The organism is Tepidimonas sp. (assembly GCF_036824975.1).
Taxonomy (GTDB): Bacteria; Pseudomonadota; Gammaproteobacteria; order Burkholderiales; family Burkholderiaceae_C; genus Tepidimonas.
Window position 1 is genome coordinate 17,124 of the sequence record NZ_DAISZC010000004.1, and the last position, 26,610, is coordinate 43,733.

Below are 26,610 nucleotides of genomic sequence, written 5' to 3' on the forward strand. Positions count from 1 at the left end.
CACGCCCATTACGCCCCCACGCCCAAGCGGGTGCCCACGGGCAGCGGACTGCCACGCAGGAACACCGCGGCCGGCAGGCGCCGCCCCCCCGCACGCTGCACCTCGGTCAGCACCAGCACGCCCTCGCCCGTCTGCACGCGAATGCCGCCGTCGTCGGCGCCCACGACGGTGCCCGGCGCGGCCCCAGCGTCGGGGTGTGCTACGGCATGCGCCGTCCATACCTTCAGCGGTGCGCCCTGCAGCCGGGTGGCGGCCCCCGGCACCGGGTTGAAAGCCCGCACCCGCCGAGCCAACACCACCGCCGGCTGCGTCCAGTCCAGCAACGCCTCGGCCTTGTCGATTTTGTGCGCGTAGATCACCCCGTCGGCAGGCTGGGGCCGGCGCGGCCAGGGCTGCCCTTGCGCGGCGGCGCGCAGCGCACGCACCACCAGCTGCGCGCCCAGCGCGGCCAAGCGGTCATGCAGCTGCCCGGCCGTCTCCTGCGCCCCGATCGGCAATGCCTGCGCGGCCACGATATCGCCGGTATCCAGCCCCTCGTCCATCAACATCAGCGTGATGCCGGTGCTCTCATCGCCGGCCTCGATCGCCCGCTGGATCGGTGCCGCCCCGCGCCAGCGCGGCAGCAACGACGCATGGATATTCAGGCAGCCCAGGCGCGGCAGTGTCAACACCCAGCGCGGCAACAGCAGACCGTAGGCCGCTACGACCAGCACATCCGGCCGCGCAGACTGCAGCGCAGCCTGCGCGACCGCCGCGTCCTCTGCCCAGCGCCCATCCAGCCGCAGCCCCCGCGGCTGCACCACGGTCCAACCGCGGGATTGAGCCAGCTGCTTGACCGCAGAAGGCTGCGGCTGCAACCCGCGCCCCGCTGGGCGATCGGGCTGGGTCAACACCAGCACCACCGGAAAACCGGCGCGGCCAATCGCCTCCAGCGCCTGCGCCGCAAACGCCGGCGTGCCGGCAAACGCAACCCGCAGCGACGCCGCCGCGCCATCGGGGCTGTGGGCGACAGACTCGGGAGACGCAGTCAACGGATTGGTGGCCGCGGCGCTCAAAGCCGCACCTCCGCCCCAGCTGGCATGCCCGCTGCCCGCTGCGGCGAGCGCCGCTGGCGCTGCGCCTCGCGCTGCGCCTTGAGCAGCTTCATCTTGATACGCTCCCGCTTCAGCGGCGACAGGTATTCGACGAAGACCCTGCCCATCAGGTGGTCCATCTCGTGCTGGATACACACCGCCAGCAGCCCCTCGGCGTGCAGGATCCGCTCCTCGCCCCGCTCATCGAGCGCGCGCACCCGCACCGCCACCGAACGCTCTACGCCATCGTAGATGCCGGGCACCGACAGACACCCCTCGTCGCCGCGGCGCTTGTCCTCGCTGGCCCATTCGATGACGGGGTTGATCAACACCAGCGGCTGGTCACGCGTCTCGCTCACATCGATGACGACGATGCGTTCGTGGATATCCACCTGCGTGGCCGCCAGACCGATGCCGTTGGCGCCGTACATGGTCACGAACATGCGCTGCACGATGTGGCGCACGCGCTCATCCACCACTGCTACCGGCTTGGCGACGGTGTGCAGGCGGGGGTCGGGGTAGCGCAGGATCGGGTAAGGTTCGGCGTGGGTGTTCATAGAATGTCGGTATTGTCGTCACTTTTGGTTAGTGCCGCCGTTTGCCGCCACAGTTGCCATTGCCAGAAGTGGGGACACCCTGCACAATGCCAAGGGAGGGGATTGACACATGACCACGCCACGCCTCCGCCGCCGTCCGCCCCAGCCATCTGGCGCAGTCCTGCCGGGTTCGGGCCGCGTGCTGGTTCGGGTACTGATCGCTGCCGCCGCGGCCACGGCTGGCGCCGCTGGGGCATTCCCCAACTATCCCATCACCCCCGAGCAGCGCAGCACCGCCGAACAGGTAGCGCAGGCCGGCGTGCCCCTGGCCGAGCTCGCCCCCAATGCACCGCAGCGCTACACCGTCAAACGTGGCGACACACTGTGGGCGATCTCGGCGCTGTACCTCAAGCGTCCCTGGCGTTGGCCCGAACTGTGGGGCATGAACCTGCAGCAGATCCGCAACCCGCACCTGATCTACCCCGGGCAGGTGCTGGTGCTGACGCGAGTGGGTGACCGAGCCTTCCTGCAGCTGGCCGACGAGGAGCTGCCCACGGTCAAACTCTCGCCCCGTGTGCGCAGTGAACCGCTGGCGCAGACCGCCATTCCCCCGTTGCCGCCCGGCGCCATCGAACCGTTCTTGGTCGACGTCACCATCGTGGATGCACAGCGGCACGAACAGGCCCCGCGCATCGTGGCCGGCCCCGAAAACCGTGTGCTGCTGGCGCGCGGAGACCGCGCTTACGCGCGCAGCCAGTACGGACCAGCGGCCGCGCTCAGCGGCGATGCACTCGAGGCCGATGCACGGCAGCAGCAGCGGCTGACCATCTACCGCCATGCACAGCCGCTGCGTGACCCCGACACGGGCGAGCTGCTGGGCTACGAAACCTACGCGGTGGGCCGTGCCACGCTGGTACGCGGAGAGAGCGTCGTCGAGGAGCGCGACGGCACCGCGGCGCTGGTGCCCGCCACCATCGACATCGTGCAGACACGTGAGGAAGTGCGCATCGGTGACCGGCTGCTACAGCCCACCACCGAGGAAAGCCGCACCTACGTTCCGCATGCGCCTGGCACCGTCCTCACCGGCCGCATCGTCAAGGTACATGGCGACGCGGTGCAGATGGCAGGACAAAACCAGATCGTGGTGCTCAACCGGGGTGCCGCCGACGGGCTGCAGCCCGGCCACGTACTGGCCTTGTTCAAGGGGCGTACCCGGGTGGTCGACCGTACCGACGAACGGCAACCCGACCTGCTGCTGCCTGCCGAGCGCAACGGCGTGATGATGGTGTTTCGCACCTTCGAGCGCGTCTCCTATGCCCTGGTGCTGCACATCACCGACGCTGTACGCGTGGGCGACCATTTCGGCAACCCCTGACCTTAGCGACCGTGGCAATGCGACCCGACGACTGGGAGGCGTGGCTGCGCCTGATGGCGACCGAGGGCGTAGGCCCCACGACCGCGCACCAGTTGCTGCGCGCGTTCGGCCCGCCAGCGGCGGTCTTCGCGCAACGTCCTGTCGCGTTGGCGCGCGTCGTCGGAGACACGCTGGCGGCGCGCCTGGTGGGTACCCCACCGGACTGGCCGACCCAACGCGAGCGGCTGCGCGCCTGGCTAGCCGACGACAACCACCACCTGCTGACGCTGGGCGACCCCGCTTACCCGACCGCCCTGCTCGACTTGGCGGATGCGCCGCCCGTGCTGTACGCGGTGGGCAACGTGCGGGCCGCTGCCGCGCCGCGGCGGCTGGCCATCGTCGGCAGCCGCAACCCAACGCCGCAGGGGCTTGACAACGCCGAAGCGTTTGCGCGTGCGCTGGCTGCTGCGGGCGTGAGTGTGATCTCCGGCCTGGCCAGCGGTATCGACGCGGCCGCCCACCGCGGCGCGCTGGCGGCCGCTGGGCCGACGGTGGCGGTGGTGGGCACCGGCGTCGACCGGGTATACCCGGCGCGGCACCGGGCACTGGCGCATGCCATCGCTGCACAGGGCTGCGTGCTGAGCGAATGGCCGCTGGGCACACCACCGCTGCCCGCGCACTTTCCGCGCCGCAACCGACTGATTGCGGCGCTTGGTCACGGCACCCTGGTGGTGGAGGCGGCGCTGGGCTCGGGCTCGTTGATCACCGCAGGGCAGGCCGCCCAGCTGGGGCGTGAGGTGTTTGCGATCCCCGGATCGATCCACTCACCCCTGGCGCGCGGCTGCCACGCCCTCATCCGCCAGGGGGCCAAGCTGGTGGAGACGGTGGAGCACATCACCGAGGAGCTAGAGGCGCTGTGGGGGATGCCTCGCCCTGCGGCTGCTCAGCCGTCTGGAGCCGACACGGGGACATCTCCGGCGGCTGCCGTGCCGAATGACGCACATGGCGCACACACTGCCGCCGCACCCCACGTGGGCGCGGCGGACACACGCGGAACACGGTCGCCGCGCGCGGCCGACAGCGCCCCCGCACCGGCAGAGGAGCGCGACCCGATCCTCGCCGCCCTGGGCTTCGACCCGACGCCGCTGGATGTACTACAGGTACGCTGCGGCTGGGACACGGCGCGCCTGCAGGCGCATCTGCTGACCCTGGAGCTGGAAGGTCGCGTGCAGCGCCTGCCCGGCGGCCTGTTGCAGCGCTGCGCCCGCGCCTGACCGCGGCAGGGGGGCCGTCGCAGGCACCACCCCAGCCGCGCCGCTGCTGTCGCCATCGCTCCCGCGCATGGCCCTGGATGGACACCAACCTGGCTGCGGCTCCCACAGGATTCGATATGTGATGACAGACAGCGGAGACGGCCGCCTGCACCCCCGCGCGGCTCAAACCACCGCGCCGGCGTTCGGGTCGTCGCCACCGCCAGCGGCTTTTTGGGTCGGCTTGACCAGGTCTTCGCGTTTGATGCCCAGCCACATCGCCACGCCCGCGGCCACGAACACCGACGAATAGATGCCGAACAGAATGCCAATGGTCAGCGCCAGCGCAAAATAATGCAGCGTTGGCCCGCCAAACAGCAGCATCGACAGCACCATCGCCTCGGTGGAGCCGTGGGTGATGATGGTGCGACTCATGGTCGAGGTGATGGCGTGATCGATGACCTGCCGCACCGTCATCTTGCGCTGGCGGCGGAAGGTCTCGCGAATACGGTCAAAGATCACCACCGACTCGTTGACCGAGTAGCCCAGCACCGCCAGCACCGCGGCCAACACCGCCAGCGAAAACTCCCACTGGAAGAAGGCGAAGAAGCCCAAAATGATGACCACGTCGTGCAGGTTGGCCACAATCGCCGCCACCGCGTACTTCCACTCGAAGCGCACGGCCAGGTAGACCATGATGCCGCCGATGACGAAGGCCAGCGCGAGCAGCCCGTTTTCCACCAGCTCGCGCCCCACCTGCGGGCCCACGAATTCGGTGCGGCGCAGCTCAACCTGCGGGTGGTGCGCGCGCAGCGCTGCCAGCACTTGCTCCGACTGCTGGCCCGACGACAGCCCCTCGCGCAGGGGCAGACGCATCATCACCTCGCGCGCGCTGCCAAAGTGTTGCACCGGCACATCGGTGTAGCCCAGCTCGGCCACCACCGCGCGCACCTCGGCCAGATCGGCGCTGTGGTCGTACGCCACCTCGATCACCGTGCCGCCGGTGAACTCCACCGACAGGTTCAACCCGCGTGTGACGAGGAAAAACACCGCCGCCACGAAGGTCAGCGCCGACAGCAGGTTCAGCACCAGCATGTGGCGCGTAAAGGGAATGTCCCTGCGGATGGGAAACAGCTCCATGCAACCCCCTCAAGCGCCCCTTCAGCGGGCCTGACCGTCGGCGCGCGGCGGCGCGATGCCGATCGACACCCAGCGCAGCTTGCGCTGTCGGCCGTACCACAGATTGACCAGCGCACGCGAGAAAAACACGGCCGAGAACATACTGGTCAGGATGCCGATGCAGTGCACCACGGCAAACCCGCGCACCGGCCCCGAGCCAAACGTCAGCAACGCCAGTCCCGCCAGCAGCGAGGTCAGGTTGGAGTCGACGATCGTGCCCCACGCCATCTCGTAGCCCTTGTGGATGGCCGTCTGCGGCGCCGAGCCGTTGCGCAACTCCTCACGCACGCGCTCGTTGATCAGCACGTTGGCGTCGATGGCCATACCCAACGTCAGCGCCATCGCGGCAATGCCCGGCAGAGTGAGCGTGGCCTGCAGCATCGACAGCACCGCCACCAGCAGCATCAGGTTGACCGCCAGCGCCACGCTGGAGATCACGCCAAACAGTCGGTAGTACACGCACATGAAGGCCACCACCACCGCGAAGCCCCACACCACGCTGTTGAAGCCCATGCGGATGTTGTCCGCACCCAGGCTGGGGCCCACCGTGCGCTCCTCCACGATCTCCATGGGCGCCGCCAGCGAGCCGGCACGCAGCAGCAGCGCCACGTCGTTGGCTTCTTGCGTCGTCATGCGGCCGGAAATCTGCACCCGACCGCCGCCAATTTCGGTGCGGATCACCGGCGCGGTCACCACCTCGCCGCGTCCGCGCTCGAACAACAAGATGGCCATGCGCCGCCCGACGTTGTCGCGCGTAACATCACGGAAAATGCGCGCCCCCTTGGCATCCAGCGTCAGGTTGACCACCGGCTCTTGCGTCTGGCTGTCAAAGCCAGCCTGCGCGTCGGTGAGGTTTTCGCCGGTCAAAATCACCTCACGCTTGACGATCACGGCGTGCCCGTTGCGGTCTGGATAGCGCTCGGAGCCGAACGGCACTGGGCCGTCGCCGCGCTCGGCCGCTAGCCCTTCCGGGCTCTCATCGACCATGCGCACCTCCAGCGTCGCGGTGCGGCCCAGGATGTCCTTGGCCTTGGCGGTGTCCTGCACACCCGGCAGCTGCACCACCACCCGGTCCAGCCCCTGCTGCTGGATCACCGGCTCGGCCACGCCCAGCTCGTTGATGCGGTTGTGCAACGTCAGGATGTTTTGCTTGAGCGCTTGCTCCTGAACGCGGCGCACCGCCTCGGGACGCAGGGTCAGCACCAGCAACGTCTCGGCCCCATCGGCGCGCTCAGTGCTGGCCAGATCGGGGAATTCGCGCGCCAGCGTGTCGGCGGCCGCACGCGCGGTGTCGGCATCGCGCGCACGCACGATCAGGGCCGAGCCCTCGCGACGCACCCCGCCATGACGCACGCCGCGGTCGCGCAGCACGGTGCGCACCTCGCCCACCAGCGCGGCAAGCCGCTTGTCCACGGCCGCCGCCATGTCCACTTGCAACAAAAAGTGCACGCCGCCACGCAGGTCCAGCCCCAGATACATGGGCTGCGCGTGAAGTGCCTGCAGCCACGCCGGCGTGCGCGGCAGCAGGTTCAGCGCCACCACGTGGGTCGGCTGCGCTGGGTCCGGGTTGAGTGCACGTTCGATGGCGTCGCGCGCCTTGATTTGTGCGTCGGTGCTGTCGAAGCGTGCCTTCAGCGTCTGGCCGTCGAATTGCACGGCCTCGGCACGCAAACCCGCTGCCGTCAGGGCCTGCTCGACACGCGCCACCACGCCATCGTCCAGCCGCTGCCCGGCCCGAGCCGACGAGACTTGCACCGCCGGCGCCTCACCAAAGAAGTTGGGCAGCGTGTACAACGCCGCAACGACGAGCACGACCACCAGGGCCGCGTACTTCCACCAGGGGTAGCGGTTCATGACGAGGCTTTCTGCTGCAGCGCGCGCCGCACGCTTGCGGGCCGGACCGGCACGACGCTCACGACACCGACTTCAGCGTACCCTTGGGCAGCACCTGCACCACCGCGGTACGCTGCAGCTGCACCTCGACGCCGTCGGCCAGCTCGATGCCGATGTACGGATCGCCCAGGCGCGACACCCGGCCCAGCAGGCCGCCGGCGGTCACCACCTCATCCCCCTTGGCCAGCGCGTCGATCATCGCCTTATGCTCTTTCTGGCGCTTCATCTGCGGCCGGATCATGACGAAATACAGCACCACGAACATCAGCACCAGCGGCAGCAGGCTCATGAGCGTGGAAGGCGCGTCGCCGCCAGCGGCGGCCTGGGCATAGGCAGTGGAGATGAACACGTCGATTCCTCAAGCGAATCAAAGCTGAAAAATGTCGGGGCGGGTCGGAGCCACGTACAACCGGCGTTGCACGCCAGCCCGCACTACCCCCTCGGCACGTCAAACGGCCATTGTACCCACGCGTGCACCACCGGCTGTCAATACTGCGCAGCAGAGGGCGCCTGCCCACAGCCGCGCCACTGGGGCTGAGCAGCCACCCCCTAGGGTGCATTGTTCCCGCTGCACTGGCTGGCGCAGCGCACCCGTCGGCTTCGGCCCGGGTGCGCCTGCGCCACCTCCCGCTGCGGGCGCACGCGCACCCCCCACCACACGCCCGCTACCAGCGCCGCGACCCCCAGCGCCGACGCCGCGGCGGGCCATTCGCCACGCCACAGATACGCATACAGCAGCGCGGCCAGCGTCTCGAACACGATGAGCTGCCCAGCCAGCGCACTGGGCAGGCGCTGGCTGGCCGCATTCCAGCACAGCGTGCCCAGCCACGACGCCAGCAGCCCGACGCTGATCATCAGCGCCACGAAGACCTCGGGGCGGGGCCCAAACGGCAGCGTAAAGCCGCTGCCGCCTGCCCAGGCCAGCCCAGCCTGCGCCAGCGCAAAGCCCAGCGCCGCCTGGGGCAGGGTTGCCAGCCCCTGGGCAGTAGACCACGCGCGCGCGCTGCGCTGCGGGTGCGCGCGCAGCCAGTCGGCGTTGTGCAGCGGGTACCAGGTCCAGCAGGCCACCGCGCCCACCGCCAACAGCGCCCCCCACAGATAGGCGGCCGCATCGCGCGCCGGGTCGGCATGCAGCGCCTGCCATTCACTGTGGTGGACCAGCCCGATGCCCAGGCCGATCAGCGCCAGTGCCGGCCACAGACGCGCCCAGGGCAGCCGACCATCGCGCGCGGCATCGCGCCGGTTGGCCACCAGCGCGATCACCACCGGCAGCGTGCCGATGATCACCGTGGACAGCGGCCCACCGGTGCGCTGGATGGAACTGGCCAACAGCGCGTAATACAGCAGGTTACCGACGAAGGCCAGCTTGGTCGCGTGCCACCAGTCGGCGCGCGACAGGGCGCGCAGCTCGGCACGGTCGAACCACGCCAGCGGCAGACACAGCAGGCCAAACGCCAGGTAGCGCCCGACGGACAGCAACAGCGCCGGATATTCCGGCAGCATCAGCGGCACCACGAACACCAGGCCCCACAGGGCCCCGGCCCCCAGTGCCCATGCCAACCCGCTGCCGATGCGCCCGCCCGCCCATGCCACGCTACCCCCTGACTGCACTGCGCCTCCCACGATGACCGGAAAACCCTGGAGTGTACGCATCCGCAGCGCCCCGGCGCGCCGGGGCCGTCTCGCGCACGACAGGCCGGCGTGCCGGCCAGCAGTGTCAGGCCGCCCGCGCAGCCGCTGGCGGCTGCGCGGTGTTGTCGCCGGCTTGCCAGCGCCGCAGCAGCTCGTCCCACAGCGGCCGGGCCGCCTGCAGGTTGCGCTCCTTGACGTGCCCGAAGCCCCGCACCCGCGCTGGCCAGCGCGCAATCTCCAGCGCCAGCGGCAGCCGCTCGGTGCGCAGGTCGCGCAGCACCGCCTCGATGGCGGCCTCGTACTCGGCGATCAGGGCACGCTCGGTGCGCCGCTCTTGCGTGTAGCCAAACGGATCGAACGGGGTGCCGCGCAGCCCCTTGAGGCGAGCCAGCAGGCGAAACACCGGCATCATCCAGGGCCCGAATTCGCGCTTGATGAGCTCGCCGCGTGCATTGCGACGCGCCAGCAGCGGTGGCGCCAAATGGAAGCGCAACATGAAGTCGCCTTCGAACTGCTCGCGCAGCCGCTGCAAGAAAGCTCCATCGGTGTACAGGCGCGCCACCTCATACTCGTCCTTGTACGCCATCAGCGCACCCAGGTTTTCGGCCACCGCCAGCGCCAGCGCGGTGCTGCCGCCGCCCAGCGCCGCCTCGGCCTGCTGCACACGGCGCACCCGCGCCTCGTAGCGCTCGGCGTAAGCGGCGTTCTGGTAGCCGCGCAGGTGCTCGCTCCACGCGCGAATGACGCTCTCCAGCGTCGGGCGGCGGTGCAGCACCACCACCTGCGTCGGCTGCAGCACCCGCCGCACGGCGTCCGGATCGTGCGCCGCGCGTCGGCCCCAGTCGAACGCGGCGCGGTTGGCCGCCACCGCCACCCCGTTGAGCTCGATGGCCCGCTCGATCGATTCACGCCGCAGCGGTATCCAGCCCTTCTGCCACGCGTAGCCCAGCACCATCGGGTTGACGTAGAGGGTGTCGCCCAGCACGCGCAACGCCAGCGCTTCCGCGTCAAACGCCGCCACCGCGTCGGCGCCTGCGGCCTCGGTGATCGCGGCCACGCAGCGCTGCGCCGGGTTTTCCCACTGACGGTCCATCAAAAAGGCCGCCGTCGGCGTGGCCTGGGCGTTGAGCGCCACGTGGGTGCGACCGGGCGCCACCCGCGCCAGCGTCTCGGCGCTGGCGCCAACGATGGGATCACAGGCCAAGATGAGATCGGCGGCACCCGTGCTGACGCGCGTGGTCAAAATATCGTCCTGGCGCGCGCCGATCAGCACGTGGCTCCAAGTGGCACCCCCCTTTTGCGCCAGGCCCGCTGCGTCCTGCGTGACGATGCCCTTGCCCTCGATGTGCGCCGCCACGCCCAACAGCTGCCCGATGGTGATGACGCCCGTGCCGCCGACGCCGGCCACCACGATGCCCCAGGTGCCGGCACCGGGCTGCAGCTCGGGCAGCGTCGGCTCGGGCAGCGCCGAAGGCGCAGCCCCCTCGGGCAGGCCAGCGTCGCGCACCGGCTTGCGCAGCGTGCCGCCCACGACGGTAACGAAACTGGGGCAGAAGCCCTTGATGCAGGAAAAATCCTTGTTGCAAGTGCTCTGGTTGATGTTGCGCTTGCGCCCCAGCGGCGTCTGCAGGGGCTCCACGCTGAGGCAGTTGCTCTGCACCCCGCAGTCGCCGCAGCCTTCGCACACGCGCTCGTTGATGACGGCCCGCCGGTCGGGCTCGGCCATCAGGCCGCGTTTGCGCCGACGGCGCTTCTCGGTAGCGCAGGTCTGGTCGTAAATGATGGCCGTCACGCCTTCGGTGTCGCGGCACTCGCGCTGCACGCGGTCCAGCTCGTCGCGGTGCAGCACGGGCACATCGGTGGGCAACGTCAGCGTCACACCGCCCAGCGTGGTGTGGCGGGCGTGGGTGTATTTGCCGGGTTCATCGGTCACGATGATGAGCTTGCGCACGCCCTCGCTGCGCAGGCTGTGCACGATCTGCAGCACCGAGTGACCCTCGGGCCGCTCGCCCACCGGCTGGCCACCGGTCATCGCCACCGCGTCGTTGTACAGAATCTTGTAGGTGATGTTGACCCCGGCGGCAATCGCTTGCCGGATCGCCAGCAGCCCGCTGTGGAAGTACGTGCCGTCGCCCAAATTGGCAAAAATGTGCTTTTCGCGCGAAAACGGCTGCTGCCCCACCCAGGGTACGCCCTCGCCGCCCATTTGCGTAAACGCGACCGTATTGCGGTTCATCCAGATGGCCATGTAGTGGCAGCCGATGCCGGCCATGGCGCGCGAGCCCTCGGGCACGCGGGTGGAGGTGTTGTGCGGGCAGCCCGAGCAAAACCACGGCAGGCGTTGCGCATCCAGCGTGCGCACCTGCAGCGTCTGCAGCGCGCGCTCGCGCGCCTCGATCAGGGCCAGGCGGGCCTGCACGCGCGCGGCGACGTCGCTGCCCTCGGGCAACAGGCCGCGCTTGCCCAGCCGCTTGGCCAGCGCGCGTGCGATGATGGCCGGCGTCAGATCCGCGTTGGCACGCAGCAGCTGGTTGGCGCTGGGGTTGGGCATCGACCACTCGCCCCCGCTGTGGTCGCCCTCGATTTCACCGAACTTACCCAGCACGTCCGGGCGCACGTCGGGGCGCCAGTTGTACAGCTCTTCTTTGAGCTGGTACTCGATGACCTGGCGCTTTTCCTCCACCACCAGGATCTCGCGCAGGCCAGTGGCAAACGCGCGCGTGATTTGCGCCTCCAGGGGCCAGACCACCGCCACCTTGTGGACGCGAATGCCCAGCTGGCGGCAGGTGTCGTCGTCCAGCCCGAGGTCGTGCAGCGCCTGGCGCAGGTCGTTGTAGGCTTTGCCGCTGGCGATGATGCCGTAGCGGTCATTGGGTCCCTCGATGACGTTGTGGTTGAGCCGGTTGGCACGCACGTAGGCCAGCGCGGCGTACCACTTGTAGTCCATCAGACGCGCCTCTTGCTCCAGCGGCGCGTCGGGCCAGCGGATGTGCACGCCCCCCGGCGGCATCTCGAAGTCCTCAGGCAGCACGATACGCACGCGCTCGGGGTCGATCTCCACCGTGGCGCTAGACTCGACGATCTCCTGGATGGTCTTCATGCCGGTCCACACGCCGGCGTAGCGGCTCATGGCCCAGGCGTGCAGGCCCAGGTCCAGAATCTCCTGCACACTGGCGGGGAAAAATACCGGCAGGCCACACGCCTTGAAAATATGGTCACTCTGGTGCGCGGCGGTGGAGCTCTTGGCCACATGGTCGTCGCCGGCCACCGCAATCACCCCGCCCCAGGGCGTGGTACCGGCCAGGTTGGCGTGCTTGAAGACGTCCGAGCAGCGGTCCACCCCCGGCCCTTTGCCATACCACAGGCCAAAGACGCCGTCGAACGTGGCGCTGCCCGGCGGTGCAAAGCCCAGCTGCTGCGTGCCCCACACGGCGGTAGCGGCCAGTTCCTCGTTGACGCCGGGTTGAAAGACGATATCGTGCGCCTTCAGATGCTCGCGCGCCTTCCACAGCGCCTGGTCGTAGCCGCCCAACGGCGAGCCGCGGTAGCCACTGATAAAGCCGGCGGTGCGTTTGCCAGCCAGCCGGTCGCGCTGCTGTTGCAACATCGGCAGGCGCACCAGCGCATGGATGCCGCTCATGAAGGCGCGGCCGCGCTCCAGCGCATATTTGTCGTCGAGCGACAGCGTCTGCAGCGCATGCTGTACATGCTCGGGCAGGGGAGCAGTCATGGCAGGGTCTCCTCGTCAGGACAAGTGGCCGGTAAGCCACGGATACCGGACGGCGGGCCTGCCAGCATCGCCCACTGCGCCACACCGGGATCACCGGCGCACCGCACGCCCCACGGGGCACCGTCCGCACACGGCCCACAGTGTACGGAGGGTTGCCGCGCCGCGCCAGCCGCAAGGGCTTCACTGCGGGTAAATCCGCATCTGGTGCGCACCTGCGCACCCCTCGTGTCCATTTTCCGTCCAGACTCGGGCGCGCGGTGTTACAGTTGCTGAAGTCGTTGGGTCTCGGTACATCATGGCCTCTCTCTTTGCCACTGGCGACGCCCGCATGCTGCTGCTGCGCGCCGCCCTCGTGACGCTGGCCACCGCCGGTGCTTACGTCGTGGCGGGCGAGTTGGCCACCTGGCTGCGTACACCGCAGGACTATGCGCTCATCGTATTCTTTCCGGCCGGGGTAGCGGCAGCGGCGGCCCTGCATTACGGGCGCCTCGCCTGGCCCGGGGTTTTTCTCGGCACGGCGATCTTCAACGCCTCCTACCAACACTCCTTGGGATTGCCCTGGCTTGACGGGCTCGTCCTGTACGCCGCTTTCGGCTCGACCTTGATGGCTGCCCTGACGGCGTGGGCCGTGCGTCGCTGGGTCGGCTACCCCTCGGCATTTGATGCGCCTGCACCCGTAGCACAGCTGCTCTTCGTGGTGCTTCCCGCCACCGCCGTCGTCAAAGCCAGCCTGATGATCCCGGCCTTGGTGTGGCGGGGCGTCGTGCCTGCGGCTGACGCGCTGGACCAATGGCTAATCTGGTGGATAGGCGATGCGCTGGGCACCGTGTTGGTGCTGCCCCTGGCCCTGCTGCTGCTGGGCGAGCCGCGCCCGGCGTGGCGATCACGCCGTACGAGCGTAGGGCTGCCGCTGCTGGCCGGGCTACTGGCAGTGGTGGCCGCGGTGCGCATCGCCATCGACAGCCAGCAACAGCAGATGGCGGTGCGGCTCGACCAGATCAGCGAACAGGCGGCACGCGCGCTGCAGCGTCGGCTCCACACCCAGCTCGATACGGTGGAGGCGCTGGGCTTGGTGATGGCGCGCGAGCCCTGGATGACGCAGGCAGATTTCGAGCGGGTCACCGAAGTGTGGCTGCGGCGCTACCCAGGCACACAGAATTTCAGCTTCAACTGGCGCGTCGACGCCGCCGGTCGCGCCCGCTACGAGTGCTGCGAGCCCGGCTGGCCCATCCTGGGGCGCGACGCCCAGGGACAGACCTTCCCGGCGCCGCCTGCACCGGAGCACATCGTCATCACGCGCCTGGCGCCGCTGGAGTCCAACCGCCGGGCGCTGGGCCTGGACGTTTTGTCCTACGCACCGCTGCGGCAGGCGGTGGAACGCGCCGTCGCCACCGGACGCCCACAGGCTACCGAGCCGGTGCGGCTGGTGCAGGAAACCGGAGAACAACGCGGGGTCGTCGCCTACCATGCGGTGCACCAGCCGCAGCCTCCGCACGCGCCGCTGGGGATCGTGGCGTCGGCGTTCCGCATGGACGATCTGACGCGTGCCGCCTGGGACGGGCTGCCGTTAGCCGGGCTGACCCTGTGCCTTATTGATCGGCATGCGCGCCGCGGCGCGGAGCGTTTGGTCGGCCCCGCGGGGTGCGAAAACGAGCCCCAGGCCATCGCACCCAGCGGCGCGCGCACCGTCTGGCCGCTGCGCTTCGCCCAGCGCGAGTGGGAGCTGCGCGTGACGCCGCAGCCGGCGTTTTGGCGCGAGGCGCTACCCGCCAGCCGCCTGCACACCATGGCGGTGACCGGCTTCGTAGCGGTGGGCATGCTGGGCGCCTTCCTGCTCGTGGGCGCCGGGCAGCGGCGGCGCATCGAGGCCATGGTGCGCGAGCGCACCGCCGAGCTCATCCAGCAGCAGGCCGAACTGGAGCGCCTGGCGCACCACGACCCGCTCACCGGCCTGCTCAACCGCACTCGCTGGACGGCTCTGGTGCAGGCGGAAATCCAGCACGCGCGCGCCCGTGGCGAAGCGTTTGCGGTGCTGCTGCTCGACCTGGACCGCTTCAAGCGCGTCAACGACAGCTTCGGCCACGCCTGCGGTGACCAGGTGCTGGCAACCGTGGCGCAGCGGCTGCGCGATGCGCTGCGCGAGCGCGATGCGCTGGCGCGCTTCGGTGGCGACGAATTCGTGGCGCTGCTGCGGCGCGTGCGCGGCCGCGAGGGCGCCGCCACCGTGGCGCGCAAGTTCGCGGCGTCGCTCGACCAGCCCATTGAGGTACAGGGGCAGGCGCTGCGCCTCAACGCCAGCCAGGGCTTGGTGGTCTTTCCGGACGACGGCGACAGCGTCGAGGAGCTGCTGCACCAGGCGCACACCGCGATGTACGCCGCCAAGGCGGCTGGGCGCAACCAGTGGCGCTTTTTCGACGCGTCGATGCAGGCCGAGGCGGCGCGCCGGCTGGCGCTGGAAAACGCGCTGCGTGCTGCGCTGGACGACCCCGAGCAGGGGGGGCTCTCGCTGGTCTACCAGCCGCAACTCGACGCCAGCGGCACCCAGGTGCGCGGGCTGGAAGTGCTGCTGCGCTGGACGCACCCCGCGCTGGGCGCGATCTCGCCCGTCGAATTCATTCCGCTGGCCGAAGAGGGCGGCTTCATCGACCGGCTGGGCGGCTGGGTGCTGAGCACCGCCTGCGCCCAACTGGCTGCGTGGCGCAGCGGGCCGCTCGGCGCTCGCTTTGCCTCACTCACCCTGGCGGTCAATGTCTCGCCTATCGAATTTACCCGACCCGGCTTCGTGGACCAGGTGCGCGCCGCGCTGCAGCCCTTCAACGGCCGCGGCGAGGGGCTGGAATTAGAGGTCACCGAAGGCCTGCTGTTGCACGCCGACGACGAGCTCATCGAGCGGCTGCATACCCTGACCGCCATGGGTGTGCGGCTGTGCCTGGATGATTTCGGCACCGGCTACTCCAGCCTAGGCTACCTCAAACGCCTGCCGATCAGCCAACTCAAGATCGACCGCTCGTTCATCGCTGGCATCCCCGATGACGCCGACAATGCCGCCATCGTACGCGCCACACTGTCGATGGCGCACGACCTGGAACTGACCGTGGTGGCCGAGGGGGTCGAGACCCCCGCGCAGTGCGACTTCCTGCGCCGCCACGGTTGTGATGCGGTGCAGGGTTGGCTGTACGCGCGCGCGCTCGCACCCGAGGACCTGTTGGCTTGGCTGCGGGTGCACCAGGCGCCGGTGGCGGCCAGCGGCGCGTGACATTCTCCGATCCCGACGCTGGACACACGCCGGCGCCCACTGCCTGCGCGCGCGCCCAGGCGCTACCATCGCGCCATGAACCTCAAGCCGCTGATCACGCTGCTGGCCATCGTCAACCCACTGGCCATCGTGCCCTTTTTCATCCACTACACGGTGGGCTTTACCCGCGCGCAGCGGCGGCGCACGGTGCTCATTTCGGCCACCACCGCCTTCCTCGTCATCGCCGTCTCCGCGCTAGCCGGACTGCAGATTCTGGACTTTTTCGGCATCTCGCTGGCGAGCTTTCAGGTCGGCGGCGGCATGTTGCTGCTGATGTCGGCGCTGTCGATGCTCAACGCGCAGCCGGCCGAAGCCAAGGCCACGCGCGACGAAGTGGATGATGCTGCCGGGCGCGCCTCTATTGCGGTAGTGCCGCTGACGATACCGCTGCTCACCGGCCCAGCCACCATGTCCACGGTCGTCATCTACGCCGACCAGGCGCAGACCTTCTGGCAGCACGCAGCGCTGGTGGGCTACGGACTGGTGGTGGCGCTGGCCACTTGGGTGTGCTTTACGCTGGCCGAGCCCATTGCGCGCGTGCTGGGCAAAACTGGCATCAACGTGATGACGCGCCTGATGGGACTGATCCTGGCCGCGCTGGCGGTGGAGGTGATGGCCAGCGGATTGGTAAGGCTGTTTCCCGCGTTGGGCGCAGCTTGACGACGCCGCGGCACAATCCGCACATGATCGCCAGCCGCCCCTACCACATCGTCGTCTTCTGCATGGGCAACATCTGCCGCAGCCCCACCGCGCACGCCGTGCTGCGCCAACGCGTGCAGCAGCGCGGCTGGCACACTTGGGTCACGGTGGACTCGGCCGGCACGCACGCCTACCACGTGGGCCATGCGCCCGACCCGCGCGCCCAGCACCACGCACGTCTGCGCGGCTACGACTTGTCCGATCTGCGGGCGCGCCAACTCTCGGCATCTGATTTTGAGCACGCCGACTTGCTGCTGGGCATGGACTGGGACAACCTGGCCCTGGCCCAAGCCGCCTGCCCTGCGGCGTACCGGCACAAAATCCGGCGTCTGGCCGAATTCTGCCGCCACCATGACAGCCCCATCGTGCCGGACCCCTACTATGGCGGGGCCGACGCCTTCGAGCACGTGCTGGACCTGGTCGAGGACGCCACCGAAGGACTGTTGGACCACATCGGGCGCGTGTTGGCCCAGCGCGGGCTGGCCGTGCCGCCCGCGTCGCATTCCTAACCGCCAGCGCGCCGCAGCATGGGCACCTCCTCCGTGTGGCGCCCGCAGCACCCGCTGGTGTTGCTCCGGGGTACGGCGCGACAGCGGTGGCTGTGGTGGCACCGCGTCTGCCCGCCTCTAGCCCTGATTACCGATCCTGCCCACCATGAACGACCGCCCCGCTCATCGCCAACCCTCCCTCCCACCTGCTGATGGTGGCGCTGCGGGCACCGACGCTCCACCCGCGGCGCGCCACGGCCCCCTGGCCGGCATTCGAGTGCTGGAACTGGGGCAACTCATCGCTGGCCCCTTTGCGGCCAAGACCCTCGCCGACTTTGGCGCCGACGTGATCAAGATCGAGCCGCCCGGCACCGGCGATCCGCTGCGCAAGTGGCGCTTGCTGCGTGACGGCACCTCGGTGTGGTGGGAGGTGCAGTCGCGCAACAAGCGCTCGGTGGTGGCCGACCTGCGCCAGCCCGACGGCCAAGCCTTGGTGCGGCGGCTCGCGACCGAGGCCGACGTGCTGATCGAAAACTTCAAGCCCGGCACACTGGAGGACTGGGGGCTGGGCTGGGAGGCGCTGCACGCCCTCAACCCGCGCCTGATCATGCTGCGTCTGTCCGGCTACGGGCAAACCGGGCCCTACGCGCACAAACCCGGCTTTGGCATTTTGGGCGAGGCCATGGGCGGCCTGCGCTACCTCACCGGCGAGCCGGGACGCGTGCCGGTGCGCACCGGGGTGTCGATCGGCGACTCCATAGCGGGGCTGCACGGCGTCATTGGCGTGCTGATGGCGCTGTACCACCGCGACGCGCGCGGCGGCACCGGCCAAGTGGTGGACGTGGCGCTGTACGAGAGCGTCTTTAACCTGATGGAGAGCCTGCTGCCCGAATACGACGCTTTCGGCGTGGTGCGCGAGCGCGCCGGCAGCGCCCTGCCCGGCATCGCGCCGTCCAATGCCTACCGCTGCCGGCCCGACGCCGAAGGACAGGACGCCTACGTGCTGATCGGCGGCAACGGTGACGGGATTTTCCGCCGCCTGATGCACGCCATCGGCCGCGATGACCTGGCGCACGACCCCGAACTGGCCCACAACGACGGCCGCGCGCGGCGGGCCGCCGAGCTCGACGCAGCCATCGAGGACTGGACCCGCCAACGCACCGTCGACGAGGTCATCGCCACACTGGACGCTGCCGACGTGCCGGTGGGCAAGATCTACACCGCCGCCGACATCGCCACCGACCCACAGTACCTGGCGCGCGAGATGGTGGTGCAGACCACCGACCGCGAAGGCCGACCGCTGAAGGTGCCCGGCATCGTGCCCAAACTCAGCGCCACGCCGGGGGCGCTGCGCCACCCGGCCCCGCGCCTGGGTGAGCACGACGCCGACGTGCGCGCGGCCCCGCACTGGCCGGCGCGCGCCGACTGAGCGGGGCGGCGGCTGCCGCGGCGCCACAGCGGCGCTGGTCGCGCCGGCAGCCGCCGCTTTCAGCCGTTTCTGCCCGGGCCGGGCTCGGCCATGATGGCACGGCGCCGTTGCGCGCCAACAAAAAACCCGCTGGCAAAGGCCAGCGGGTTAGGCATGTGGTTGCGCGGGGTGGATTTGAACCACCGACCTTTGGGTTATGAGCCCAACGAGCTACCAGACTGCTCCACCGCGCGTCAGAAAATGCAATTATAGCACGATCATTCCGACTGTTGACCGGCCTGCTCGCTCGTTTGCGCCGTCGCTTCGGGACGGTCGACCAGCTCCATGTAAGCCATCGGGGCGTTGTCGCCAACGCGAAAGCCCATCTTCAGGATGCGGGTGTAGCCGCCGGGGCGGTTGGCGTAGCGAGGCCCCAGTTCATTGAACAGCTTGACCACGGTCTCGCGGTCGCGCAGGCGGTCGAACGCCAAGCGGCGGTTGGCCAGCGACGGCTTCTTGGCCAGCGTGATCAGCGGCTCGACGACGCGCCGCAGCTCCTTGGCCTTGGGCAGCGTGGTCTTGATGGCCTCGTGCTTGAGCAGCGAGTTGGCCATGTTGCGCAGCATCGCCTGCCGGTGGGCGCTGGTGCGGTTGAGTTTGCGCAGTCCGTGTCCGTGACGCATGATGAGTTCCTTTCTGTCTTGTCACCGGCGGCCGGATCAGGTACCGCCGGGGGTCACTGGGAGGAAATGAAAACAGAGCCGGTCAGCGCTTTTCCAGCCCGGCGGGGGGCCAGTTGTCAAGCTTCATGCCCAGCGTCAGGCCGCGCGAAGCCAGCACTTCTTTGATTTCGTTGAGCGACTTGCGGCCCAGATTCGGCGTCTTGAGCAGCTCGTTTTCCGTGCGCTGGATCAAGTCGCCGATGTAGTAGATGTTTTCGGCCTTGAGGCAGTTGGCCGAGCGCACCGTCAGCTCCAGCTCGTCGACCGGACGCAGCAGGATCGGATCGAACGCCGGGGTGCCGCTCTTGGCCGGGGCCGCCCCTTCGAACGCTGCACCGCCCTCGAGCTGCGCGAACACCGACAGCTGCTCCACCAGAATCTTGGCGGCGGCACGCACCGCCTCCTCCGGCCCGATGGCGCCGTTGGTCTCGATGTCCAGCACCAGCTTGTCCAAGTCGGTACGCTGCTCCACGCGGGCATTTTCGACCGCGTAGCTGACGCGCTTGATCGGCGAAAACGACGCATCGAGCACGATGCGGCCGATGCTGTTGCGGTGATCGTCGCCCTTGCGCACGTTACCCGGCACATAGCCGCGACCCTTTTCGACCTTGATCTGCATGTCGAGCTTGGCGCCGGGGGCGAGCGTCGCAATCGGGTGCTCGGGGTTGATGATCTCGACGTCGTGCGGCGTCTGGATGTCGGCGGCGGTGACCACCCCTTCGCCTTCCTTGCGCAGACTCAACGTCACCTCGTCGCGGTTGTGCAGCTTGAACACCACGCCTTTGAGGTTGAGCAGGATGTGCACCACATCCTCCTGCACGCCTTCGATGGTGGAGAATTCGTGCACCACGCCAGCAATCGTCACCTCGGTCGGGGCGTGCCCCACCATCGACGACAGCAGCACGCGCCGCAGGGCGTTGCCCAGCGTGTGGCCATAGCCCCGCTCGAAGGGCTCGAGCGTCACCTCGGCGCGATTGGCCGACAGGCGCTCGACGTGGATGGTCTTGGGTTTGAGCAGGTTATTCAGCATTCGGACTTCCTTCACTACCCTCGGCTCGTGAGCCGATCCAGGTCGATGGAGCACAAAATCCCGGACACCGCCATTGCGGCATCCGGGCTCTTAAGAGAGCACACCCAAGGATCAACGCGAGTACAGTTCGACGATCAGCGATTCGTTGATGTCGGCACCGAACTCATCGCGGTCGGGCACCTTCTTGAAGACGCCCTCACACTTGTCGGCCGCCACTTCGACCCAGCCGGGGAAGCCGATCTGCTTGGCCAACTCCAACGCTTCCTTGACGCGGGTCTGGTTGCGCGCCTTCTCGCGCACCGCCACCACGTCACCGGGCTTGACCAGGTACGACGGGATGTTGACGGTCTGGCCGTTGACGCTGATGGCCTTGTGCGACACCAACTGACGCGCCTCGGCACGGGTGGAAGCGAAGCCCATGCGGTAGACAACGTTGTCCAGGCGCGACTCCAGAATCGACAGCAGGTTTTGACCGGTGTTGCCGCGCCGACGGTCAGCTTCGGCGAAGTAACGGCGGAACTGCCGCTCCAGTACACCGTACATGCGCTTGACCTTTTGTTTTTCGCGCAGTTGCAAGCCGAAGTCGGAGGTGCGCGACCCTGACGTGCGGCCGTGTTGGCCTGGCTTGGAGTCGAACTTGGCCTTATCGCTGATGGAGCGGCGCGCGCTCTTCAGGAACAGGTCGGTGCCTTCGCGGCGGGAGAGTTTGGCCTTGGGGCCGAGGTAACGTGCCACTGGTTATCCTTTCCGTACTGCCGCAACCGACTCAGGATGAGCCATTGCGGGAGCCAGCGGGTGGGCCTGATGGCGGCGCAGACCGCTTGGTCTTGCTTGCCGCCTCACGCCAGCCCGCGCTGGCGGTGGTCTAACGGGTTGGGCCGCACCATGAGGCAAGGCCCACTAGACAAAGCTTTTTATTGTAGCGCGAACCACAAATCCGCGCCACAACAGAGCGCGGAGTCAGATGCGCCGACGCTTGGGGGGTCGGCAGCCGTTGTGCGGCACCGGCGTCACGTCTGAAATCGACGTGATCTTGATGCCCAGCGCGCCCAGCGCGCGCACCGACGACTCGCGTCCCGGGCCGGGGCCCTTGATTTCGACATCGAGGTTCTTGATGCCCTGCTCCATCGCGGCGCGGCCGGCGGCCTCCGAGGCGACCTGGGCGGCAAACGGGGTCGATTTGCGCGAACCCTTGAAGCCCTGGCCACCGGCCGACGCCCAGGCCAGCGCGTTGCCCTGGCGGTCGGTGATGGTGATGATGGTGTTGTTAAACGACGCGTGTACGTGCGCGATGCCGTCCGAAATGTTCTTGCGGACTTTTTTGCGCACGCGCGCCGCGGCGTTGGCGGTGGGAGACTTGGCCATGACTGTCCTTTATGCGGCAGATTACTTCTTCAACGGCTGGGCGGCCTTGCGCGGACCCTTACGCGTGCGCGCATTGGTCTTGGTACGCTGACCACGCACCGGCAGGCCCCGGCGATGGCGGAAACCACGATAGCAGCCGATGTCCATCAGGCGCTTGATGTTCATCGTCACCTCGCGGCGCAGATCGCCCTCGATGGTAAACTTTCCGACCTGCTCGCGCACCTTCTCCAGCTCGGAGTCAGTCAGGTCTTTGATCTTCTTCGAGTACGGAATGCCGCAGGCGTCGCAGATCTCGCGCGCCCGACTGCGGCCGATGCCGTAGATCGCCGTCAGGCCGATTTCGGCGTGCTTGTGCGGCGGAATGTTGATACCAGCGATACGTGCCATGGTGGTCCTCTACTCGAATCAGCCTTGACGCTGCTTGTGTCGCGGGTCGGTGCAAATCACGCGCACGACGCCATGGCGACGGATGATCTTACAGTTGCGGCACATTTTCTTGACCGAAGCCGAAACTCGCATGTTGCTCTCCTAAAAACGAAAACCGGTCGCTCACTTGGCGCGGAACACGATGCGGGCGCGCGTCAGGTCGTAGGGCGTGAGCTCCACCTTGACCTTGTCCCCCGGCAAGATACGAATGTAGTGCATGCGCATCTTGCCCGAGATATGTCCCAGCACGACGTGCCCGTTTTCCAGCTTGACCCGGAACGTGGCATTGGGCAGGTTCTCGATCACCTCGCCCTGCATCTCGATGACATCGTCCTTCGCCATTCTTACGCACCCGAAGCCTTGAACGAGGCCTTCTTCAGCAGCGACTCGTACTGCTGCGACATCAGGTAGTTCTGCACCTGGGCCCAGAAATCCATCGTCACCACCACGATGATCAGCAGCGATGTGCCCCCGAAGTAAAACGGCACGTTGTACTTCAGGATGAGGAATTCCGGCAACAGACACACCAGCGTGATGTAGATGGCGCCCACCAGCGTCAATCGCATCAGAATCCGGTCGATGTAGCGCGCCGTTTGATCCCCCGGCCGGATCCCCGGGATGAACGCCCCGCTCTTCTTCAGGTTATCGGCGGTCTCGCGGCTGTTGAAGACGAGCGCCGTGTAGAAGAAGCAGAAGAATACGATGGCGGCGGCGTACAGCGACACGTAGATCGGCTGTCCCGGCGACAGCGCCGAGGCCAGGTCACGCAGCCAGCGCGTGCCCTCGCCCGTACTCATCCAGCTCACCAGCGTGGTGGGCAGCAGGATGATGGACGAGGCGAAAATGGGCGGGATGACGCCGGCCATGTTGAGCTTGAGCGGCAGGTGCGACGACTGACCCCCGTAGATCTTGTTGCCGACCTGGCGGCGCGCGTAGTTCACCAGAATGCGGCGCTGGCCGCGCTCAATGAACACCACGCCGTAGGTCACGACCACCACCAAGGCGACGATGAAAATCGCCGCCAGAATGCTCATCGCACCGGTGCGCACCAGCTCCAGCAGGCCGCCAATCGCATTGGGCAAGCCGGCCACGATCCCGGCAAAGATCAGGATCGAGATGCCGTTGCCCAACCCGCGCTCGGTAATCTGCTCACCCAGCCACATCAGGAACATGGTGCCGGCCACCAGGCTGACCACCGCGGTGAACCGGAAAGCCAGCCCCGGGTCGATCACCAACCCCGGCGATGCTTCCAGCGCCAGCGCAATGCCCAGCGACTGAAAGATCGCCAGCACCAATGTGCCGTAGCGCGTGTACTGCGTAATCTTGCGGCGCCCAGCCTCGCCTTCCTTCTTGAGCTGCTCAAACGTCGGCACGACGTAGGTCATCAGCTGCATGATGATCGACGCCGAGATGTACGGCATGATCCCGAGCGCGAAGACGGTGAAACGCGAGAGCGCCCCGCCCGAGAACATGTTGAACAGGCTCAGGATGCCACCCTGCTGGCCCTTGAACAGCTGCTCGAGCTGCGCTGGGTCGATGCCCGGCACCGGGATGTGCGCGCCGATGCGGTACACCACCAGTGCCAGGAGCAGGAACGTCAAGCGGCGACGCAGGTCGCCGTACTTGCCGGTCTTGGCGAGGGTCGTTGCGTTGCTGGCCACGAGCGAATCCGGATGCAGGGTCCGACCGATCAGGCCACCGAGCCGCCCGCCGCCTCGATGGCGGCCTTGGCACCCGCGGTGGCGGCGACGTTGGTCAGCTTGACGGCGATGCTGATCTCACCGGTCTTGATGACCTTGACCTTCTTGGCGAGCTGGGGCACGAGCCCGGCCTGCTTGAGCGTCAGCAGGTCGACCTCGGCCTGACCCAGCGCCTGCAGGTCGGCCAGCGTGACTTCGGCGTTGAACTTAAGCGTCTGCGACTTGAAGCCGCGCTTAGGCAAGCGGCGTTGCAGCGGCATCTGGCCGCCTTCGAAGCCCACTTTGTGAAAGCCGCCGGAGCGCGACTTCTGCCCCTTGTGGCCACGGCCGGCGGTCTTGCCCAAACCGGAACCGATGCCACGACCGACACGGCGGCGCGGCTTCTTCGAGCCCGCAGCGGGCTTGAGGGTATTGAGTTCCATCACGAGACTCCGCTCAGAGCACCTGCACCAGGTAGCTCACCTTGTTGATCATGCCGCGCACGGCCGGGGTGTCCTGCAGCTCGCGCACGCTACCCAGCTTGCGCAGGCCCAGGCCGCGCACCGTAGCGCGGTGCGATGCCTTACAGCCGATGGGGCTGCGCACCAGCTTGACTTTGACTTTGTTGGGGGTGGTCATCGCTTCTCTCCCGATCAGCCCACGAGCTCTTCGACCGACTTGCCGCGCTTGGCCGCCACTTCGGCCGGCGTGGTCGACTTGCGCAGGGCGTCCAGCGTCGCGCGCACCAAGTTGTAGGGGTTGGTCGAGCCGTGGCTCTTGGCGACGATGTCGGTGATACCCATCACCTCGAAGACCGCGCGCATCGGGCCACCGGCGATGATGCCCGTGCCCTTGGGCGCCGGCATCATGATGACGGTGGAGGCACCGTGGTGGCCCTTGACCTCGTGGTACAGGGTGCCACCCTTGAGCGCGACTTTGAACATGCTGCGGCGCGCCTCGTCCATGGCTTTTTGCACGGACACCGGCACTTCACGCGCCTTGCCCTTGCCCATGCCGATGCGACCATCGCCGTCGCCCACCACGGTCAGCGCCGCGAAGCCCATGATGCGGCCACCTTTGACCACTTTGGTCACGCGGTTGACCGCAATCATCTTTTCCCGCAGGCCGTCGTCGTTGGCCTCGGTTTTCACATTCGCTTGCATTTTTGCCATTTGCGTCACCCGCTTCGTCAGAATTGCAGGCCGGCTTCACGCGCGGCTTCGGCCAGGGCTTTAACACGGCCGTGGTACGCGAAACCCGAGCGGTCGAACGCCACTTTGTCGATGCCAGCGGCCTTGGCCTTTTCGGCAATGCGCTTGCCGATCAGCGCCGCTGCCGCCACGTTGCCGCCCTTGCCCTGCCCACCCAGCTGGGCCCGCACCTCGGGCTCTAGCGTCGAGGCCGAGGCCAGCACACGCGCGCCGTCGGGCGAGATGATGTTGGCGTAGATGTGCAGATTGGTGCGGTGCACCGCCAGGCGCACGGCGCCTTGCTGGGCAATGCGGATGCGGGTTTGCCGCGCGCGACGCAAACGCTGTTCTTTTTTGTTCAACATGTTCGCAGTCCTTACTTCTTCTTCTTGGTCTCTTTGATGACGACCGTCTCATCCGCATACCGGATGCCCTTGCCCTTGTAGGGCTCGGGTGGCCGCACCGCACGGACCACGGCGGCAATCTGGCCAACGCGCTGGCGGTCGGCCCCCTTGATCACGATCTCGGTCGGACTCGGCGTCTCGACCTTGATGCCGGCGGGCATTTCGATGTCCACTGGGTGAGAAAAACCCACGCTCAGGTTGAGCTTGTTGCCCTGGGCGGCAGCCTTGTAGCCCACGCCCACCAGCGTCAGCTTGCGCTCGAAACCCTTGCTGACACCGACGACCATGTTGTTGACCAGCTGGCGCACCGTGCCGCTGAGGGCGTCGGCCTCGCGCGTGGCATCGACCGGCGTGACGGTGAGCTTGCCGCCGTCCTGCGCGACGGTGACGCGCGGGTTCAGCGGCATCGACAGCGCCCCCAACGCACCCTTGACCTGGATGCTGTCCTGACCAATGGCCACCTCCACCCCCTGCGGGATGGTGATAGCGGCTTTCGCTACACGAGACATTTGTCCTGCTCCTTCCTGCCCCGCGTCAGGCGACGTAGCACAACACTTCGCCACCGACGCCGGCGGCGCGCGCCTTGCGGTCGGTCATGACGCCCTTGGGCGTCGTGACGATGGCCACGCCCAGACCGTTCATGACCTGGGGGATGGCCTTAGCACCGCGGTAGACACGCAGACCCGGGCGGCTGACGCGCTCGATGCGCTCGATGACCGGACGACCGGCGTAGTACTTGAGCGCGATTTCCAGCTCTTTCCTGCCGCCCTCTTCCTTGACCTGGAAGCCATCGATGTAGCCTTCCTCCTTGAGAACCTGCGCGATGGCGGTTTTCAGCTTCGAGGCGGGCATGGTCACGACGGCCTTCTCCACCATCTGCGCATTGCGGATGCGGGTCAGCATGTCGGCGATCGGATCACTCATGCTCATTTGGGGTTCTCCTTCGCGCCTTACCAGCTGGCCTTGATGACACCGGGGATTTCACCGGCGAAGGCCAGCTCGCGAATCTTGGTGCGGGCCAGACCGAACTGCTTGAACGTGCCACGCGGACGGCCGGTGATGCCGCAGCGGTTGCGCTGGCGCGTCGGGTTGGCGTTGCGCGGCAGCTTCTGCAGCGCGGCACGGGCGGCCTCACGCTCTTCGGGCGAACGCTTGGCGTCCTTGGCGATGGCCTTCAACTCGTTGTACTTGTTCGCGAACTTGGCGACCAGTTTGTCGCGCTTGAGTTCACGCTGGAGCAAAGCTTGCTTAGCCACG

The 26,610-nt window shown here is 67.8% G+C and carries 28 protein-coding genes and 1 tRNA gene; 6 read left to right on the forward strand and 23 right to left on the reverse strand.

The window, feature by feature from the left end:
• Positions 1–8: 8 nt before the first annotated feature.
• Together fmt and def are read right to left on the reverse strand one after the other, a co-directional pair.
• Complete coding sequence (gene fmt, locus V7Z54_RS01060; protein WP_334133752.1) at positions 9–977, reverse strand: methionyl-tRNA formyltransferase; 969 nt, start codon at positions 975–977, stop codon at positions 9–11.
• 74 nt (positions 978–1,051) lie between these two features.
• A complete protein-coding gene (gene def, locus V7Z54_RS01065) occupies positions 1,052–1,630 on the reverse strand; it encodes a peptide deformylase (protein WP_334133702.1) in 579 nt (192 codons plus the stop codon).
• Between the two features lie 178 nt (positions 1,631–1,808).
• Here def and V7Z54_RS01070 point away from each other — a divergent pair, with 178 nt between their 5' ends.
• Positions 1,809–2,984 carry a LysM peptidoglycan-binding domain-containing protein gene (locus V7Z54_RS01070; protein ID WP_334133704.1) on the forward strand — a complete coding sequence of 392 codons (1,176 nt, stop codon included), beginning with the start codon at positions 1,809–1,811 and terminating at the stop codon, positions 2,982–2,984.
• A 17-nt stretch (positions 2,985–3,001) separates the two neighbouring features.
• A complete protein-coding gene (gene dprA / locus V7Z54_RS01075) occupies positions 3,002–4,237 on the forward strand; it encodes a DNA-processing protein DprA (RefSeq protein WP_334133753.1) in 1,236 nt (411 codons plus the stop codon).
• A gap of 162 nt (positions 4,238–4,399) precedes the next feature.
• Here dprA and secF read toward each other — a convergent pair whose 3' ends face one another.
• The 5 genes from secF to V7Z54_RS01100 all read right to left on the reverse strand — a co-directional run bounded on the left by secF (position 4,400) and on the right by V7Z54_RS01100 (position 12,647).
• On the reverse strand, positions 4,400–5,353 hold the full coding sequence (gene secF, locus V7Z54_RS01080) for a protein translocase subunit SecF (protein WP_334133706.1): 954 nt from the start codon (positions 5,351–5,353) through the stop codon (positions 4,400–4,402).
• 21 nt (positions 5,354–5,374) lie between these two features.
• On the reverse strand, positions 5,375–7,246 hold the full coding sequence (secD, locus tag V7Z54_RS01085) for a protein translocase subunit SecD (RefSeq protein ID WP_334133707.1): 1,872 nt from the start codon (positions 7,244–7,246) through the stop codon (positions 5,375–5,377).
• A 58-nt stretch (positions 7,247–7,304) separates the two neighbouring features.
• Positions 7,305–7,634: a preprotein translocase subunit YajC gene (yajC, locus tag V7Z54_RS01090; RefSeq protein WP_334133708.1), complete on the reverse strand. Its 330-nt coding sequence runs from the start codon at positions 7,632–7,634 to the stop codon at positions 7,305–7,307.
• Positions 7,635–7,834: 200 nt separating this feature from the next.
• Complete coding sequence (locus V7Z54_RS01095; protein ID WP_334133754.1) at positions 7,835–8,857, reverse strand: DMT family transporter; 1,023 nt, start codon at positions 8,855–8,857, stop codon at positions 7,835–7,837.
• 145 nt (positions 8,858–9,002) lie between these two features.
• Positions 9,003–12,647: an indolepyruvate ferredoxin oxidoreductase family protein gene (locus V7Z54_RS01100; protein WP_334133709.1), complete on the reverse strand. Its 3,645-nt coding sequence runs from the start codon at positions 12,645–12,647 to the stop codon at positions 9,003–9,005.
• A gap of 295 nt (positions 12,648–12,942) precedes the next feature.
• Between V7Z54_RS01100 and V7Z54_RS01105 the strand changes: the two genes are divergently transcribed.
• The 4 genes from V7Z54_RS01105 to V7Z54_RS01120 all read left to right on the forward strand — a co-directional run bounded on the left by V7Z54_RS01105 (position 12,943) and on the right by V7Z54_RS01120 (position 18,558).
• Positions 12,943–15,903, forward strand: a complete 2,961-nt coding sequence (locus tag V7Z54_RS01105) for a bifunctional diguanylate cyclase/phosphodiesterase (protein WP_334133711.1) — start codon at positions 12,943–12,945, stop codon at positions 15,901–15,903.
• A gap of 75 nt (positions 15,904–15,978) precedes the next feature.
• Positions 15,979–16,602, forward strand: coding sequence for a MarC family protein (locus tag V7Z54_RS01110; RefSeq protein WP_334133713.1), 624 nt, complete (start codon positions 15,979–15,981; stop codon positions 16,600–16,602).
• A gap of 23 nt (positions 16,603–16,625) precedes the next feature.
• The gene (locus V7Z54_RS01115) at positions 16,626–17,150 is read left to right on the forward strand and encodes a low molecular weight protein-tyrosine-phosphatase (RefSeq protein ID WP_334133715.1); all 525 of its coding nucleotides are present in this window, start codon (positions 16,626–16,628) and stop codon (positions 17,148–17,150) included.
• A gap of 145 nt (positions 17,151–17,295) precedes the next feature.
• Positions 17,296–18,558 (forward strand): CaiB/BaiF CoA transferase family protein, encoded by a 1,263-nt coding sequence (locus V7Z54_RS01120; RefSeq protein ID WP_334133718.1) that lies wholly within the window; start codon positions 17,296–17,298, stop codon positions 18,556–18,558.
• Between the two features lie 156 nt (positions 18,559–18,714).
• Here V7Z54_RS01120 and V7Z54_RS01125 read toward each other — a convergent pair.
• The 16 genes from V7Z54_RS01125 to rpsN form a co-directional block, all read right to left on the reverse strand.
• Positions 18,715–18,791: transfer RNA gene (locus tag V7Z54_RS01125), tRNA-Met, on the reverse strand.
• A 24-nt stretch (positions 18,792–18,815) separates the two neighbouring features.
• Positions 18,816–19,220, reverse strand: a complete 405-nt coding sequence (gene rplQ / locus V7Z54_RS01130; RefSeq protein ID WP_334133719.1) for a 50S ribosomal protein L17 — start codon at positions 19,218–19,220, stop codon at positions 18,816–18,818.
• Positions 19,221–19,302: 82 nt separating this feature from the next.
• Positions 19,303–20,289, reverse strand: coding sequence for a DNA-directed RNA polymerase subunit alpha (locus V7Z54_RS01135; protein ID WP_334133721.1), 987 nt, complete (start codon positions 20,287–20,289; stop codon positions 19,303–19,305).
• A 111-nt stretch (positions 20,290–20,400) separates the two neighbouring features.
• On the reverse strand, positions 20,401–21,024 hold the full coding sequence (gene rpsD / locus V7Z54_RS01140; protein ID WP_334133723.1) for a 30S ribosomal protein S4: 624 nt from the start codon (positions 21,022–21,024) through the stop codon (positions 20,401–20,403).
• 225 nt (positions 21,025–21,249) lie between these two features.
• Positions 21,250–21,654, reverse strand: coding sequence for a 30S ribosomal protein S11 (gene rpsK / locus V7Z54_RS01145; RefSeq protein ID WP_334133724.1), 405 nt, complete (start codon positions 21,652–21,654; stop codon positions 21,250–21,252).
• Positions 21,655–21,675: 21 nt separating this feature from the next.
• Positions 21,676–22,041: a 30S ribosomal protein S13 gene (gene rpsM / locus V7Z54_RS01150; protein ID WP_334133725.1), complete on the reverse strand. Its 366-nt coding sequence runs from the start codon at positions 22,039–22,041 to the stop codon at positions 21,676–21,678.
• 18 nt (positions 22,042–22,059) lie between these two features.
• Entirely contained in the window at positions 22,060–22,173 is a 114-nt protein-coding gene (rpmJ, locus tag V7Z54_RS01155; protein WP_072242940.1) for a 50S ribosomal protein L36, read from the reverse strand.
• Positions 22,174–22,203: 30 nt separating this feature from the next.
• Positions 22,204–22,422: a translation initiation factor IF-1 gene (gene infA, locus V7Z54_RS01160; protein WP_043700245.1), complete on the reverse strand. Its 219-nt coding sequence runs from the start codon at positions 22,420–22,422 to the stop codon at positions 22,204–22,206.
• A 2-nt stretch (positions 22,423–22,424) separates the two neighbouring features.
• Positions 22,425–23,741, reverse strand: a complete 1,317-nt coding sequence (secY, locus tag V7Z54_RS01165) for a preprotein translocase subunit SecY (protein ID WP_334133731.1) — start codon at positions 23,739–23,741, stop codon at positions 22,425–22,427.
• 29 nt (positions 23,742–23,770) lie between these two features.
• The gene (rplO, locus tag V7Z54_RS01170; RefSeq protein ID WP_334133733.1) at positions 23,771–24,202 is read right to left on the reverse strand and encodes a 50S ribosomal protein L15; all 432 of its coding nucleotides are present in this window, start codon (positions 24,200–24,202) and stop codon (positions 23,771–23,773) included.
• 13 nt (positions 24,203–24,215) lie between these two features.
• Positions 24,216–24,398, reverse strand: coding sequence for a 50S ribosomal protein L30 (gene rpmD, locus V7Z54_RS01175; protein WP_334133734.1), 183 nt, complete (start codon positions 24,396–24,398; stop codon positions 24,216–24,218).
• 14 nt (positions 24,399–24,412) lie between these two features.
• Positions 24,413–24,931: a 30S ribosomal protein S5 gene (gene rpsE, locus V7Z54_RS01180; RefSeq protein WP_334133735.1), complete on the reverse strand. Its 519-nt coding sequence runs from the start codon at positions 24,929–24,931 to the stop codon at positions 24,413–24,415.
• Between the two features lie 17 nt (positions 24,932–24,948).
• Positions 24,949–25,314: a 50S ribosomal protein L18 gene (gene rplR, locus V7Z54_RS01185; RefSeq protein WP_334133737.1), complete on the reverse strand. Its 366-nt coding sequence runs from the start codon at positions 25,312–25,314 to the stop codon at positions 24,949–24,951.
• An 11-nt stretch (positions 25,315–25,325) separates the two neighbouring features.
• The gene (gene rplF, locus V7Z54_RS01190) at positions 25,326–25,862 is read right to left on the reverse strand and encodes a 50S ribosomal protein L6 (protein ID WP_334133739.1); all 537 of its coding nucleotides are present in this window, start codon (positions 25,860–25,862) and stop codon (positions 25,326–25,328) included.
• A gap of 25 nt (positions 25,863–25,887) precedes the next feature.
• Complete coding sequence (rpsH, locus tag V7Z54_RS01195; RefSeq protein ID WP_334133740.1) at positions 25,888–26,283, reverse strand: 30S ribosomal protein S8; 396 nt, start codon at positions 26,281–26,283, stop codon at positions 25,888–25,890.
• Positions 26,284–26,303: 20 nt separating this feature from the next.
• Positions 26,304–26,609, reverse strand: coding sequence for a 30S ribosomal protein S14 (rpsN, locus tag V7Z54_RS01200; protein ID WP_334133741.1), 306 nt, complete (start codon positions 26,607–26,609; stop codon positions 26,304–26,306).
• Position 26,610: the final 1 nt, after the last annotated feature.

Coding starts and splice junctions, on each gene's coding strand:
- def (WP_334133702.1), bottom strand. CDS start 1,630: ATGAACACCCACGCCGAACCTTACCCGATCCTGCGCTACCCCGACCCC.
- dprA (WP_334133753.1), top strand. CDS start 3,002: ATGCGACCCGACGACTGGGAGGCGTGGCTGCGCCTGATGGCGACCGAG.
- secF (WP_334133706.1), bottom strand. CDS start 5,353: ATGGAGCTGTTTCCCATCCGCAGGGACATTCCCTTTACGCGCCACATG.
- secD (WP_334133707.1), bottom strand. CDS start 7,246: ATGAACCGCTACCCCTGGTGGAAGTACGCGGCCCTGGTGGTCGTGCTC.
- V7Z54_RS01100 (WP_334133709.1), bottom strand. CDS start 12,647: ATGACTGCTCCCCTGCCCGAGCATGTACAGCATGCGCTGCAGACGCTG.
- V7Z54_RS01105 (WP_334133711.1), top strand. CDS start 12,943: ATGGCCTCTCTCTTTGCCACTGGCGACGCCCGCATGCTGCTGCTGCGC.
- V7Z54_RS01110 (WP_334133713.1), top strand. CDS start 15,979: ATGAACCTCAAGCCGCTGATCACGCTGCTGGCCATCGTCAACCCACTG.
- V7Z54_RS01115 (WP_334133715.1), top strand. CDS start 16,626: ATGATCGCCAGCCGCCCCTACCACATCGTCGTCTTCTGCATGGGCAAC.
- V7Z54_RS01120 (WP_334133718.1), top strand. CDS start 17,296: ATGAACGACCGCCCCGCTCATCGCCAACCCTCCCTCCCACCTGCTGAT.
- rplQ (WP_334133719.1), bottom strand. CDS start 19,220: ATGCGTCACGGACACGGACTGCGCAAACTCAACCGCACCAGCGCCCAC.
- V7Z54_RS01135 (WP_334133721.1), bottom strand. CDS start 20,289: ATGCTGAATAACCTGCTCAAACCCAAGACCATCCACGTCGAGCGCCTG.
- rpsK (WP_334133724.1), bottom strand. CDS start 21,654: ATGGCCAAGTCTCCCACCGCCAACGCCGCGGCGCGCGTGCGCAAAAAA.
- rpsM (WP_334133725.1), bottom strand. CDS start 22,041: ATGGCACGTATCGCTGGTATCAACATTCCGCCGCACAAGCACGCCGAA.
- rpmJ (WP_072242940.1), bottom strand. CDS start 22,173: ATGCGAGTTTCGGCTTCGGTCAAGAAAATGTGCCGCAACTGTAAGATC.
- infA (WP_043700245.1), bottom strand. CDS start 22,422: ATGGCGAAGGACGATGTCATCGAGATGCAGGGCGAGGTGATCGAGAAC.
- rplO (WP_334133733.1), bottom strand. CDS start 24,202: ATGGAACTCAATACCCTCAAGCCCGCTGCGGGCTCGAAGAAGCCGCGC.
- rpmD (WP_334133734.1), bottom strand. CDS start 24,398: ATGACCACCCCCAACAAAGTCAAAGTCAAGCTGGTGCGCAGCCCCATC.
- rpsE (WP_334133735.1), bottom strand. CDS start 24,931: ATGGCAAAAATGCAAGCGAATGTGAAAACCGAGGCCAACGACGACGGC.
- rplR (WP_334133737.1), bottom strand. CDS start 25,314: ATGTTGAACAAAAAAGAACAGCGTTTGCGTCGCGCGCGGCAAACCCGC.
- rplF (WP_334133739.1), bottom strand. CDS start 25,862: ATGTCTCGTGTAGCGAAAGCCGCTATCACCATCCCGCAGGGGGTGGAG.
- rpsH (WP_334133740.1), bottom strand. CDS start 26,283: ATGAGCATGAGTGATCCGATCGCCGACATGCTGACCCGCATCCGCAAT.